The sequence below is a fragment of the Rhizobium sp. NLR8a genome (assembly GCF_019685235.1).
Lineage (GTDB): Bacteria > Pseudomonadota > Alphaproteobacteria > Rhizobiales > Rhizobiaceae > Rhizobium.
The window spans coordinates 14,527-28,100 of the sequence record NZ_JABDWI010000002.1 but is presented as its reverse complement, the minus strand read 5'-3'; the positions used below and the strand labels follow the sequence as shown (position 1 = coordinate 28,100).

At 63.0% G+C, this 13,574-nt stretch carries 14 protein-coding genes; 11 read left to right on the top strand and 3 right to left on the bottom strand.

All coding sequences use genetic code 11. The features are described 5' to 3' along the window. Positions 1 to 3: 3 nt before the first annotated feature. The 10 genes from HJC04_RS03425 (at position 4) to HJC04_RS03380 (ending at position 10,104) form a co-directional block, all read left to right on the top strand. Positions 4 to 816, top strand: coding sequence for a 3-methyl-2-oxobutanoate hydroxymethyltransferase (locus HJC04_RS03425; protein ID WP_210632451.1), 813 nt, complete (start codon positions 4 to 6; stop codon positions 814 to 816). Between the two features lie 78 nt (positions 817 to 894). Continuing rightward, a complete protein-coding gene (locus HJC04_RS03420; protein ID WP_210632450.1) occupies positions 895 to 1,833 on the top strand; it encodes an NrtR DNA-binding winged helix domain-containing protein in 939 nt (312 codons plus the stop codon). A 69-nt stretch (positions 1,834 to 1,902) separates the two neighbouring features. After that, a complete protein-coding gene (nadA, locus tag HJC04_RS03415; RefSeq protein WP_221144771.1) occupies positions 1,903 to 2,874 on the top strand; it encodes a quinolinate synthase NadA in 972 nt (323 codons plus the stop codon). After that, a complete protein-coding gene (locus HJC04_RS03410; protein ID WP_210632448.1) occupies positions 2,871 to 4,415 on the top strand; it encodes an L-aspartate oxidase in 1,545 nt (514 codons plus the stop codon). Before nadA ends, HJC04_RS03410 begins: the two co-directional genes overlap by 4 nt. Position 4,416: 1 nt before the next feature. Beyond that, a complete protein-coding gene (nadC, locus tag HJC04_RS03405) occupies positions 4,417 to 5,298 on the top strand; it encodes a carboxylating nicotinate-nucleotide diphosphorylase (RefSeq protein ID WP_221144769.1) in 882 nt (293 codons plus the stop codon). A gap of 255 nt (positions 5,299 to 5,553) precedes the next feature. Beyond that, positions 5,554 to 7,509 carry a BTAD domain-containing putative transcriptional regulator gene (locus HJC04_RS03400; RefSeq protein WP_221144767.1) on the top strand — a complete coding sequence of 652 codons (1,956 nt, stop codon included), beginning with the start codon at positions 5,554 to 5,556 and terminating at the stop codon, positions 7,507 to 7,509. Positions 7,510 to 7,612: 103 nt separating this feature from the next. After that, positions 7,613 to 7,756: a hypothetical protein gene (locus tag HJC04_RS03395; protein ID WP_176536271.1), complete on the top strand. Its 144-nt coding sequence runs from the start codon at positions 7,613 to 7,615 to the stop codon at positions 7,754 to 7,756. A 13-nt stretch (positions 7,757 to 7,769) separates the two neighbouring features. Next, a complete protein-coding gene (locus HJC04_RS03390; RefSeq protein WP_210632445.1) occupies positions 7,770 to 9,032 on the top strand; it encodes a YcaO-like family protein in 1,263 nt (420 codons plus the stop codon). Beyond that, the gene (locus HJC04_RS03385) at positions 9,029 to 9,772 is read left to right on the top strand and encodes a TfuA-like protein (protein WP_210632444.1); all 744 of its coding nucleotides are present in this window, start codon (positions 9,029 to 9,031) and stop codon (positions 9,770 to 9,772) included. Before HJC04_RS03390 ends, HJC04_RS03385 begins: the two co-directional genes overlap by 4 nt. A gap of 65 nt (positions 9,773 to 9,837) precedes the next feature. Continuing rightward, positions 9,838 to 10,104 (top strand): hypothetical protein, encoded by a 267-nt coding sequence (locus HJC04_RS03380; protein WP_004668299.1) that lies wholly within the window; start codon positions 9,838 to 9,840, stop codon positions 10,102 to 10,104. 39 nt (positions 10,105 to 10,143) lie between these two features. Here HJC04_RS03380 and HJC04_RS03375 read toward each other — a convergent pair whose 3' ends face one another. The 3 genes from HJC04_RS03375 to HJC04_RS03365 form a co-directional block, all read right to left on the bottom strand. Beyond that, positions 10,144 to 10,548, bottom strand: a complete 405-nt coding sequence (locus HJC04_RS03375; protein ID WP_184458547.1) for a helix-turn-helix domain-containing protein — start codon at positions 10,546 to 10,548, stop codon at positions 10,144 to 10,146. A 263-nt stretch (positions 10,549 to 10,811) separates the two neighbouring features. Beyond that, positions 10,812 to 11,648: an amidohydrolase gene (locus tag HJC04_RS03370; protein ID WP_210632443.1), complete on the bottom strand. Its 837-nt coding sequence runs from the start codon at positions 11,646 to 11,648 to the stop codon at positions 10,812 to 10,814. A gap of 89 nt (positions 11,649 to 11,737) precedes the next feature. Then, positions 11,738 to 12,523, bottom strand: coding sequence for an IclR family transcriptional regulator (locus HJC04_RS03365; protein ID WP_210632442.1), 786 nt, complete (start codon positions 12,521 to 12,523; stop codon positions 11,738 to 11,740). Between the two features lie 299 nt (positions 12,524 to 12,822). On the opposite strand from HJC04_RS03365, the gene HJC04_RS03360 reads away from it, so the two are divergent. Next, on the top strand, positions 12,823 to 13,557 hold the full coding sequence (locus HJC04_RS03360) for an SDR family oxidoreductase (RefSeq protein ID WP_210632441.1): 735 nt from the start codon (positions 12,823 to 12,825) through the stop codon (positions 13,555 to 13,557). Positions 13,558 to 13,574 lie beyond the last annotated feature (17 nt).

Here is a 13,574-nt window from a genome sequence, read left to right as displayed (position 1 = left end):
ACGATGAAAAAACATAAGCGTGCAACCGTTGCCGATCTGCTTGCAGAAAAGGGCAAGCGTCAGTTGACCATGCTGCGCGTCACCTCGCTCGAGGAGGCCGAAGCCGCCGAAAAGGCCGGGATTGACATCGTCTCAGTGCCGCCATCGCTGCTCGGACCGGTTTTCCGCGAGATCGCCCCCACGCCCTTTGCCATTCCGGGTCTCGAATATGGCGACCATGTCTCGGCGGAAGATTATCTGCGCGCCGCGTTCGCGGCGCTAAAGGCCGGCGGCGATGCGATCTATTGTGCCGCGAGCCTGCAGACGATCCGGCGCCTGCGCGACGAGGGCATCCCGGTCTGCGGCCATCTCGGGCTGATCCCCTCGAAAGCCACCTGGACCGGAGGCTTCCGCGCCGTCGGCAAGACGGCGGCGAGCGCGGCCGATATCTGGCGGCAGACTAAGGCGCTGGAAGAGGCCGGCGCCTTTGCCGCCGAAATCGAAGTCGTGCCGGGGGATGTCGCCGCCGCCATCAGCAGCAACACCTCAATGCTGATGATCTCGATGGGGGCAGGCAGCGGCTGCGACGCCCAATATCTCTTCGCCGACGACGTGCTCGGCGCCAATCGAGACCATTATCCGCGCCATGCCAAGGTCTACCGCAATTTCGCCGCCGAACATGACCGGCTGCAGCGCGAACGCATCGCCGCCTTCACCGAATTCGCCGAGGACGTCAGGACCGGCGCCTATCCGGAAAAGCGTCATTGCGTCGGTATCGACGACGCCGAACTGAAGATTTTCCTCGACCGGCTGACTAACGAGACGGGCAAGCGCTGACGCGTGCCCGGGGACTTCCCTTCTCCCAGCGGGAAAGGGGGAAAGTTCCATTGGCTTCCGCCGCCGCCTGTGGCAGGAATGATCCGCTCGATTCATTCGGAACGGAGTATTCGGCCCCCTGTGACGATCGGCTTTGCGCATGCGGAACTGATTGCGGTGCTCGTCGCGGTGACGGGGGACGAGCCGCGCGTCATGACCATCCGCTCCGGCAGCGCGCTGCCGTCGGGACCGTTCGAAATGGGCCATCGAACCCTGCAATCGGGCCTGCGCGAATGGGTGCAGGAGCAGACCGAGCACCCGGTCGGTTATCTCGAACAGCTCTATACCTTCGCCGACCGAGACCGGAACAACGAGATTCTTGGCGGGCGGACGATCTCGATCAGCTATCTCGGCCTCGTCCACGAGCAGGCGGGCGCCGGTCGGCCGGGATGGCACGGCTGGTACGACTATTTTCCCTGGGAAGACCACCGGCAGGGCCGGCCGGCCGTGCTGGACGAGATCGTCGCGCGGCTCAGACGCTGGGCGGATGCCGATCCGGCCCGGCGGCACCATCGCCACCGCCGCGCCGACTTCACCTTCGGCCTCGACGGCGGCGGCTGGAATGAGGATCTCGCCCTGCAACGCTATGAACTGCTTTATGAAGCCGGCCTCGTGGCCGAAGCCGGATGCCGGGTGGAGGCCAATCTCGGCCGGGCGATGTTTGCCGATCACCGCCGCATTCTGGCGACCGGGATTGCCCGGCTGCGCGCCAAAATCAAATACCGCCCCGTCGTCTTCGAACTGATGCCGGAGAGTTTTACGCTTCTGCGGCTGCAGCGCACGATCGAGGCCCTGGCGGGGCTGACACTGCACAAACAGAATTTCCGCCGCCTCATCGAACAGCAGGACCTGGTTGAGGAGACCGGCGGAACGGAAAGCGAAACCGGCGGCCGGCCGGCCAAGCTCTTCCGCTTCCGCCATACAGTGCTCGAAGAACGGGCGCTTGCAGGAACGAAATTACCGCTCTCCCGCAATTGACATATGCTCACAGCGAGAATATGTCTTTGCCTATGATATGCTCAAGTAGAGCATAATTAGGAGCCGGCCATGAACCACCCAGTTTCCGCATCCTCGCTCTATAACCGCGTCAGCCGCGTCATTCCCAAAGCCGAATGGATGTCGTTCGAGGATGACGTCAACGCCATTCTCGAGCTCAAGCGCCGCCGCAACGCCGTCATTCTCGCCCACAATTATCAGACGCCTGAGATTTTTCACGGCGTGGCCGATATTGTCGGCGACAGCCTGGCGCTCGCCCGCAAGGCGGTTGAGGTCGATGCCGATGTCATCGTGCTGGCCGGCGTGCATTTCATGGCCGAGACTGCCAAGCTTCTCAATCCCGAAAAAACCGTGCTGATCCCCGATCTCGGCGCCGGCTGCTCGCTGGCGGAATCGATCACGCCGGAGGATATTGCGCTGCTGCGCCAGGCCCATCCCGGCGTCCCCGTCATCACCTATGTCAATACCTCGGCCGCGGTGAAGGCCGCCTCCGACATCTGCTGCACCTCGGGCAACGCCAAACAGGTGGTGGAGTCGCTCGGCGTGCCGAAGGTGCTGATGATTCCCGATGAATATCTCGCCCGCAACGTCGCCCGCGAGACCGATGTCGAGATCATCGCCTGGCATGGGCATTGCGAAGTGCATGAACTGTTCACCGCTGACGATGTCCGCCAGCTGCGTGAAAACCATCCCGGCGTGACGGTGCTTGCCCATCCGGAATGCCCGCCCGACGTGGTGGCGGAGGCCGATTTTGCCGGCTCCACCGCTGTCATGTCCGATTATGTCGGCAGGCAGAAGCCGGCACGGGTGGTGCTGCTCACCGAGTGCTCGATGAGCGACAATGTCGCCGTCCACCACCCTGACGTCGAATTCATCCGCCCCTGCAATCTGTGCCCGCATATGAAGCGGATCACGCTCGCCAATATCCGCGCCGCACTCGAGGAAAACCGCCACGAGGTGACGGTCGATCCGGCAATCGCTGTGGCCGCGCGCCGCGCCGTCGAGAGGATGCTTTCGATATGACCGAGATCCTTGAGCAGTTGACTGGCCGCACCGTCATCGTCGGCAGCGGCCTTGCCGGGCTGATGACGGCGCTGACGCTGGCGCCGGAACCTTCGGTCATCGTCACCCGCGCCGGCCTCGGCGCCGAGACTTCCAGCGCGTGGGCGCAGGGTGGCATTGCCGCCAGTATCGGCGCCGACGACAGCGCCGCACTGCATCTTGCCGATACGCTTGCCGCCGGCGACGGGCTCTGCGACCGAAGGGTCGCCGCCGGCATCATTGCGGAGGCGCCGGCGGCCATTGCAGCACTGGAACAAGCCGGGGTCCGCTTCGACCGCAATGACTCCGGGGAACTCTCGCTCGGATTGGAGGCTGCCCATAGCCGCCGCCGCATCGTCCATGCCGAAGGCGACGGCTCAGGTGCGGCGATCATCGCAGCGCTGGTGCGGGCCGTGGCGCGGACGCCGGCCATCACCGTGCTCGAAGGCCTCGAGGCGCGACGGATTTTGATGGACGGCGAGCGCGTCGCCGGGCTGCTCTGCGCGACCGCAAGCGGCGCGGCCGCCGTCCTTTCGACGACAAGGCTGGTGCTCGCCACCGGCGGGATCGGCGGACTTTATGATGCGACGACCAATCCGATGGGCAATTTTGGTCAGGGGATTGCGCTCGCGGCAAGGGCGGGTGCCGAGCTTGCCGATATGGAATTCGTGCAGTTTCATCCGACGGCGCTCGATTCACGCCGCAGGCCCCTGGCGCTTGTCAGCGAGGCGGTGCGCGGCGAGGGGGCCTTGCTTGTCAACGAACGCGGCGAACGGTTCATGGCCGGCATAGCGGGCGCCGAACTTGCGCCGCGCGACGTGGTGGCGCGCGCCATCAGTGCCGAGATCGCCCGCGGCGGCCGCGTCTTCCTCGATGCTCGCAAGGCGCTCGGCAGTCGCTTTGCCGCGCGCTTCCCCGTCATCGCTGCCCTTGGCGGCGAGGCCGGCATCGATCCGGCCAAAGACCTCGTCCCGGTGCGTCCGGCCGTGCACTACCAAATGGGTGGCGTCGCGACGGATGCGAATGGCCGCAGCTCGGTCGCCGGCCTCTGGGTCGCCGGCGAGGCCGCCTCGACCGGTCTGCACGGCGCGAACCGGCTTGCCAGCAATTCGCTGCTCGAGGCGGCTGTCATGGGCATGCGGGCGGCGCGCGACATATCGGCCATGCCGGCGGGCGGCGCCGGTGCCATCTTCGCAGAACAGCTTCCGGAGCCGGCCGACGCATCCTCCATCCGCACGATCGTCTCGCGCCATCTCGGCGTGCTGCGCAATGCGGATGCCCTCCAAGGCGCAATCGCCGCATTGCTGCCACTTGCCGAGGGCGACGGCCCCGGCTCCGATCCGGCCATTGTTGCATTGCTGATCGCCGTCTTTGCCAGCCTACGGGTGGAATCGCGCGGCGCCCACGCCCGCACCGATTTTCCCCTGCAGCTCGCCGATGCGCAACGCCGCCGGATGCGCCTTTCCCAAGCGCTGGAGATTGCCCGCGCCACACCACCCTATTCGCTGGCCAGGAGCGCCTGACATGAGCCTCGTTCCGCTTCCGCGTCTGATTATCGAACCCTTGGTGCGGGCAGCCCTGCTCGAAGATCTCGGCCTTGCCGGCGACATCACCTCGGCGTCGGTCATTCCCTCAGATCACCGCTCCACGGTGGTGATGGCCGCTCGCCAACCGGGCGTGATCGCCGGCCTCGATGCGGCCGACCTCGCTTTCACGCTCGTCGATCCTCAGATCGTCATGCGCCGCCATCTCAACGACGGTGATGCAGTCAAATCAGGTGACGTCATCGCCACGATCGAAGGCCCGTCGCGCGGGCTCTTGACCGGTGAGCGCACCGCGCTGAATTTCCTCGGCCATCTCTCGGGCGTCGCCACCGTCACGGCCGGGATTGCCGCAGCCATCAGCGGCACCAAGGCCTCGGTCGCCTGCACGCGCAAGACGACGCCCGGGCTGCGGGCTCTGGAGAAATATGCAGTGCGGGCCGGCGGCGGCGTGAACCACCGTTTCGCGCTTTATGACGCAGTGCTGATCAAGGACAACCACGTGGCCATATCAGGGGGTGTTGCCCAGGCGATCCGCCGGGCGCGGGCCGGCGTCGGTCATCTGGTCAAGATCGAGGTCGAAGTGGACAGGCTCGATCAGTTGCAGGAAGCGATGGCCGTCGGTGTCGATGCCGTTCTGCTCGACAATATGACGCCGGACCAGCTGCGCGAGGCCGTCGCAATCGTTGCCGGGCGGGCAATCACCGAGGCATCCGGCCGGGTGACGCCGGCAACGGCCGCCGCAATCGCCGCTTCCGGCGTCGACCTTATTTCGGTCGGTTGGCTAACGCACAGCGCACCAGTGCTGGATATCGGCCTCGATTTCGTCGAGGCCGCCGGCGCGACGCAAACCAGCACCAAATAGATCGCGCAGATGCTGTGATCGATCAGGCTCGCTTGCTGTTGGTTGCGGCTGTAGAGGCCGCAGCGGCTGGAATAATCGATCCAAATCACGTCGGGGGCAAAGTGTTGGCAAGCATTTCCGGCCGCTCATGTGAGAAAATGCAAATATTCGGTGTAAAAACTTCTTTTTGCGCTATGCGCGGGCTTATTATCGCTCTAACATGTTCCTGAGTGGCCGGCGCGCATGCGCGTCTGGTCTTCAGGGGTGAGAAGCGGGATGCAACGGACATCCGGACAGATGTCGACGAACAGGCTCTGCCTGCTCGGAAGACCGCGATTGCTGGCAGCGGGGAGGGAACTCCCCTTGCCGGAGAAGTCTTATTTTCTCTTCGCCATGCTCGCCGCCGAAGCCAATCTCGAACTCGACCGCGAAACCGTCAGGCGGCAGCTCTGGCAATCGGAAGCCCCGGAAAAACGCGCGGGCAGTCTGCGCCAGCTGCTGGCGCGTATCGAGCAAAGCATTCCCGCCGACCTGCCGCCGCTGCTGAAAGCGACCCGAACCCATATCGGCCTTGCCGACGGCTGGGAAGTCGACGTCCATATAATGAAACAGAAGGGGCCCATCGCAGCCGAAGACGGCGACATTCTGAACGGCGAATTGCTTGAAGGCGCCAAGTCGCCGACGCAGGGCGCCGAAGACTGGCTGACATACGAGCGCCAGCGCGTCGACGAATTGCGCGCCGCCCATCTGACGCGGCTGGTGGAAACCGCTGACGACAGATCGGATGAAGAGCAGGTGGCCTTTGCCCGTCGCCTGCTGGAGCTCGATCCCGCCAGCGAGACGGCCTATCGCGCCCTGATGCGCACTTATGTCAGGATGAACGATCCGGCCGCGGCCCGCCAATCCTATCTGAAGTGCAAGAGCCAGCTGAAGGACGAATTCGACACCGAGCCGGAGGAAAGCACCACCGCGCTCGCCCGCGAACTCGGCCTGATCCCGGCAGCTCAACCCGCGGCGGCCGAACGTCCGTCGGCAGCGCCCGGCGGCTTCGCCGATCTGCTCGGCCAGCCGCGGATCATCATCCTGCCGCCGGAAAGCATTTTCACCGATCCGCTGATGGAGCGCGTCGGCAGGGCCCTTCTTGAAGATGTCACCATCGGCCTCAGCCAGCAGCGCGGCTTCAAGGTGATCGCAGCCCATACGAGCCTTGAAATCCTCAGCCGTTCGGTCGATCCGGCTCGCGCTGTGCCACGTGCGCTCGACCTCAGCTTCGACTATGCGGTCTACGTCACCATCCAGGGCCGCGACGAGGATGTCTATGCGACCTGCCGTCTGACGCGGACGGCGACCTCAGAGGTGATCTGGGCTCTGGAACTGCCGCTGGTCATGCAGAAGATCAGTGAATCCTTCGCGCATCTGACACGGCGCATCGTCTCCTCGCTCGCCGACACCGTCGAACGCTGCGAGCTGGCGATGCCGATCGGCGAGGCGCCGCCATCGGCTTACCGTCTTTATCTCGAAGGCAAGCGCCTGATCGCCCAAACAGACCTGCAGCATCTGCGCCAGGCGCGCAAGTGGTTCAGATCCTCGCTCAATCGCTACGAGAATTTCTCGGCCGCCCATGCCGGCGTGTCGCGCGCGCTCGGCATGGAATGGCTGATCCGGGGCATGCAGGACACCGAACTGCTCGACGAGGCGAATGGCGCCGCCCGACTGGCGCAGCAATCCGACCCGAACAGCGGCCGGGCCTACCGCGAACTCGGTTTCGTGGCGCTGTATCGCCGCCGTTTCGACGAAAGCCTGGACTATTTCCAGCAGGCTCAGGATCTCAATCCCAACGACGCCGACATCCTTGCCGATTATGCCGACGCGCTCTGCCACTACGGCGACTTTGACAAGGCGCTGGATCTGAACAACGCGGCTTTCAAGCTCAATCCGCTGCCGCCGGACTATTACTACTGGAATCGTGGCGGCATCCACTTCGATCGCGGCGAATATAACCAGGCGATCGAGGCGCTTGAGCCGGTGCAGTCGAAACAGGCGACCGCGCGACTGCTGGCGGCTGCCCATGCCATGGCGGGCGATATGAAAAAAGCCGGCAAATACGCCAACGTCGTTCTGGAAAATTTCCCGGATTTCCGCAGCGAGGACATCCGCCATTTCGTTCCCGACCGCGATCCCCGCTACACGGAAACGCTGATTCATGGCCTCCAACTGGCCGGACTTCCCTGATTGCATGGCCTTTTAACGAAGCCTGTAACGGTTAAATGACGCAGACAGTGTTCCTCTGCAATGGTTAACGGCAGCCGGCTGCCTATCCCATTGGAGATGGACAATGAAAACCACTGTTGAAACCCATGCAGCAATGCCCTCTCAGCCGCGCTTCTCGGCCGCAGCCAAGGCTGCGATGAAGCAGGACGAACTCAACGTCACGGCAAATGCTCTCGAAAACCTGACCCATGCGCTGAAGTTCCGCTAAGAGCGAGATCGGTATGTCCGCCTTCGCCGATCTTGAAATGCTAGCCGATGATCTCAAGCGATCATCGGCCGGCGTCAGCGACTATCACGACCGTGCAGTCACGCCGGCACAGACACTTGCAGCCATCAGGCCGCATCTGCGCGAATTCGGTATTACGCGCGTCGGTCTGCTGACCGCTCTCGACGTGCTGAACATCCCCGTCGCCTTCGCAACGAGGCCGAACAGCCACACGCTTTCGGTCTTCCAGGGCAAAGGCATCGATAATGATGCCGCCATGGCCTCGGCCGCCATGGAGGCGATCGAGACGCGGATCGCGGAAAATGCGCCTGCCGACCTGACGCAGGCGACGGTGGAGAGCATGCGGGCGGAACGCGCCGCCATGATCGATCTCGATAATGTCGCACGCTGTGCGCCCGATGAAATCGGCGGCGACCCCATCCCATGGTGCTCCGGCCTCGACATTCTGTCCGGCAGCAGCGTCTTCGTCCCCTGGTGGCTTGTCGGCCTCGACCATCGCGGCGAGCGGCCGCCGGGCTTCGAGCAGTCGAGCGATGGGCTTGCCTCCGGCAATACGCCGGCCGAAGCCGTCCTGCACGGACTTTGCGAGCTGGTGGAGCGTGATGCCTGGGCTTTGACCCAGTTGAAATCGCCGCAGCGCCTCAAGGAGAGCCGCATCGACCCCGCCTCCTTCGGCGATGCGGTCATCGACGTCATGACCGACCGGATCACGCGCGCTGGCATGCGGCTGCTGCTGCTCGACATGACCACGGATATCGGCGTTCCGGCTTTTCTGGCCGTCATCATGCCGGGCAATCTTTCCGACCGCGTCGACGCGCGCTGGTCGCATGTCTGCGGCGGCTGCGGCTGCCATCCCGATCCTGTGCGCGCCGCGCTGCGCGCCATTACCGAAGCGGCCCAGAGCCGGCTGACCGCGATCGCCGGCAGCCGCGACGATTTCTCGCCGCGCATCTATCAGCGGCTCGATCGGAGTGCGGCGATGCAGCAGCTGGTCGAACTCTGCGAGAGCGACGGCCGGATGCGCGCCTTCCAGAGCCGCCATCGCCGTGCCGCGACGATCCAGAAGACCATCCGCCACATAGCCGACCGGCTGGTGGCGAGCGGGATCGAGCAGATCGTCGCCGTGCCCTTTGCCCATCCGGCTTTGCCGGTCTCGGTCGTCAGGGTGATCGTGCCGGGCCTGGAGGTCGATATATCAGGACAGTACGTCCAACTCGGCCTGCGCGCCGTCAACACCATGAGAGGAGCGCAGTCATGAAGGTTCTGTTCGTCGGTCCGAGCCTTGGTGGCGGCCTTGCCGCAGCGAGAAACATGTCTCCCTGCATCGATTTCCGCCCGCCCGCCGCCCGCGGCGACATCCTGAAGGCGGTGGAGGATGGCGCCACCGCGATCGGCCTCGTCGACGGCTATTTCGGCGATCTGCCTTCGGTCTGGCACAAGGAAATTCTCTACGCGCTCGAACGTGATGTCGCCGTAGCCGGCGGCGCCAGCATGGGCGCGTTGCGGGCCGCGGAATGCGCACCGTTCGGCATGGTCGGCCTCGGCTCGATCTTCGAGGATTACGAGTCCGGGCGGCTGCTCGACGACGAGGCCGTCGCGCTGGTACATGCGCCGCAGGCGCTTGGCTGGCTGCCGCTTTCCGTACCCTGGGTCGATTTCGAGCCGACGATCGATGCGCTTTATGCCTGCGGCGAGATTTCGACGGCTGAGCGCAAGAAACTGCTGCTCTCCGGCCGCTTCCTGCATTTCTCCGAACGCACCTATGCGCACGTGCTCGACGAGTGCCATTTCCGCAAGCCGCGCCGCGACCACCTCCTCGCCGCTCTGCGCAAGAACCGCGTCGAACGCAAACGCGACGACGCGCGGCTGGTGCTGGAGTGGCTGCACCGCGACGAATTCGCCCCCGTCAACCGTGACTGGCGCTTTGCCGCAACCTCGCATTGGGAGCTTTTGCACGCCGAAGTCACACGCAATGTGACTCCTGTAACGCTAGAATAACGGTCTCGGCGAAATGATGCAGTGGTGATGGAATCTGAGGCTTCACGGCCAAAGGGGCGGGAACAATGTTTGAACAACATAATGAAGGTACAGGCAGTGAATACGCAAGGATCTTCCGGCTGCTGTCGGCAGCCAAGGAGGAGGCTGAAAAGCTTCAGCTGCGTAATCTGATGCACCTGACGAACATGGCACTGCTGCAGGTCGTAATCGATTGGGACGGCATAGATCCGGACAGGGAGCTTGACGTCAACCTCGAGAAACTGCTCGGCAGCAAGGCCAAGATCGCAATGAAGGACGCTAGCGAGAATCTGATCCTGATCGATCGCCATTGACCTTCATGCCGCCGTTAGGATCGCGTGAAGGAGATCCGGCTATTCGGCCGCTTCACCGTCGGCCTGTTCGGTGTGGGCGATTGCCTGAACAAGCTTCAGGATCTTCTTGCGAAGCGCTTCGTTTTTGATCGAGAAGAACGCCGCGTTCAAAAGGACACCCTCGCGCGAAATAACGAATTCCTCGCTGGGAGCGGGGTTGTCGTTAGCCGTTTCAGGGGTCGACAGGTCGTCGAAGAACGTCCTGACGTCGACATTCAGCGCACCGGCGATTTCTACCAGCATGCTGGCGGAAACGCGGTTGGAGCCTTTTTCGTATTTCTGGATCTGCTGAAACGTTACGCCAACACGGTCGCCCAATTCCGTCTGCGAAACTTTGCGCAGCAGACGCTGTATGCGGATCGTCTTTCCGACATGAACATCCACTGCGTGCGGTTCTTCTTTCATTTTGTTTTCCCTCCTGAGGACACGGACATGAGGTTATTCGCCATATCCGTGTCTGACAACTTGTACCTGAGACACACAAAGCTAGCAATTGTTTGGCTGTAAGTCGTCCCAAACCGAAACATTGCATCGCTTCATATTAGCAGCAGCAAAAAACATGCCAAAGTAGCACTTTTGGGGGGTACATCATCCGATTTCAGGGTGTCGAGCATGGTGGTTTGCTGCGGCCCTTCCAGCCAAAGGATCGGGACGGCCTAAACAAAATGTTACAATGACCAGAGGCGCTGGGCATTGTCGAAGAGCAGCTTGGAGCGTTCCGCTTCGCTGCTGCTGGCGAGCACCGCATGCGTGGCGGCAACCCAGGTGGAAAGGCCGCCGCCGAGCGTGCAGACCGGCCAGTCGCTGCCCCACACGACACGATCCCAGCCGAATTTTGCGATCACATGTTCGATATAGGGCGTCAGCGTCTGGGCTGTCCATGTCTGCGCATCCGCATAAGCGACGACGCCTGATATCTTGCAGATCACGTTCGGCCGGCGGGCGATCTCCGATATCCCGGCTTTCCATGGCTCGAAAGCATTGGAGCGGATATCCGGCACGCCGCAATGATCGAGGATGAACTGCACGTCGGGCGCGAGATCGATGAGAGCGGTGACGTGACCGGCCTGATGCGGCAGTGTGCAGAGGTCGAAGGTCAGGCCGCTGCCACCGATGCGCCGGATGTTGTCTCGAAACAGGACACTTTCCGAGACGGTGTCGGGGACGACATGCAGCACGCGGCGGAAGCCTTTGACGAAGGGATCGGCCTTCTGCCGCTCGAGATAGGCGGCAAAGCCTTCCTCCTCGGGACGGCAGGAGACAATCGCCCCAGCAATCAGGTTGCCTTGCCTTTTGGCGAGAGAGGCAATGTGGTCGGTCTCGGCCTGCATGACGGCCGGATCGACATCGACCTCCATATGCAGCGCCGTCGTAATGCCGCAGCGCCGCGCCTCGGCCGCATAGGTCTCATAGAGAAAGTCATGATCGAGAGCCGGCACGCCGGAGAGCCAGGGATAGGGAAGCGCCGACCGGTCGATAATGTGCAGGTGCGTGTCGATGAGCACGTTTTCCTCCTCCAGAACTTGGCTTTGCCGCACCCTATTTCTCGTGAATGGATTATTCAAATAGAAATTCCCGAGATCCTCCCACCTTTTCAGCCGGAATTGAAGACATCCGCCCCGGCCAGCAGCGAAAGCTGAGTGGCGGTCTTCTGCACCAGCGTGATCGTCTGGGTGATGTCGGGGGCGGACGGCGCGTTGACAAGGGCGATGAAGGGGCAGGTCAGGGCGGCGATGCAACGCCGATCCGGCCCGAGAACGGGCGCCGACAGATTATAGACGCCCGATGTCTGGGCGCTTGCCATCATCTCGTAGCCGCGCTCGCGGATCTGGTCGAGACGATCGTAGAATTCGGCACCGAGGTCGATCTCGGCGCGGTTGCGCGCATGTTCCGATATCATCATCTCCCGCTCCTCGTCGCTGCGGAAGGCGAGCAGCACATGCCCCGAGCCGGTGTCGAACAGGCTGATATGGGCGCCGATGCGGATCGAGAAGCCCCAATAGTCCGGTGCTTCCTGCTGGGCGATGACAACCGCGGCGCCACGATCGAACACGGCGAGATGATTGGCCTGGCGGGTGCGCTGGGCAAGGTCGCGCATCAGCGGCGTGGCATAGGAGGCAAGCCGGCGCACAGGCGCATGCAATTGCGCAAGGCCGAAGAGCTTCAGCGTCAGCGAATAGCGATCGCCATCCAGCCGGGTGACGTAACCGCGACGCACCAGCCGGTCGAGCATGCGATAGAATTCGTTGGGGCTGCGGTCGAGCCGCTTGGCGATCTCCGCCTGGGTCAGGCCGCTGTCGACGCCGGCGAGCAGCTCCAGGATATCGAGACCCTTGTCGAGGGCAGGAGCGCGGTAGCGGTCTGACTCGTCGGTCTCCATTCTTTCCTCCTGTGAATATTATTCTGCATATACGCAGAACCAAGGCCGGAAAAGGAAAACTTCACGCTTGACCCTTGGCCCATCGTCTGTTTGTCTATAAACAGACAAATCATAACTGAAGACAACCGATCAGCGGAAACGACGAGAGGCGAGGCTTCATGCCCACCCTAGGCCGGCCGAAACGCGTAAAGAGAGAAAGTGGCAGGCCTTGACGGACGAGCTATTCCATCACCGCTCGGCCTTCGGCAAGATAACCGCATGCATCGTCTCATGTAGACAATCCAGAAGAGGCCCGTGACATGACAAACAGACTTTCCGGCAAGACCGTTCTCATCACCGCGGCCGGCCAGGGCATTGGCCGGGCGACGGCGGCAGCCTTTGCCGCGGCCGGCGCCAAGGTCCATGCAACCGACATTAATACCGATGCGCTGGCGACCGTTGCCGCGGAAACCGGCGTCTTCACGCATAAGCTCAACGTGCTCGATGGGAATGCGGTCGCGGCGCTCGTCGCCGAAATCGGCACTGTGGACGTTCTGTTCAACTGCGCCGGCTTCGTCCATGCCGGCTCGATCCTGGAAATGCCGGATTCCGATCTCGAATTCGCTTTCGATCTAAACGTCAAGGCGATGATCCGCACCATCCGGGCGGTGCTGCCCGGCATGCTCGAACGCAAGGACGGGTCGATCATCAACATGGCCTCCGTCGCCTCCAGCATCAAGGGCGTGCCGAATCGCTTCGCCTATGGTGTCACTAAGGCGGCGGTCATCGGCCTTACCAAATCGGTCGCCGCCGACTATGTTGCTCAAGGCATTCGCTGCAATGCCATCTGCCCCGGCACGGTGGAAAGTCCATCCTTGCAGGACCGCATGCGAGCCCAGGGCGATTACGATGCGGCGCGCGCCGCCTTTATCGCCCGCCAGCCCATGGGCCGGCTCGGCTCGCCGGAAGAGATCGCCGATCTCGCCGTCTATCTCGCCGGCGCCACCTACACATCCGGTCAGGCGATCGCCATCGACGGCGGCTGGACGATCTGACGTCAGCCGGTCGATCG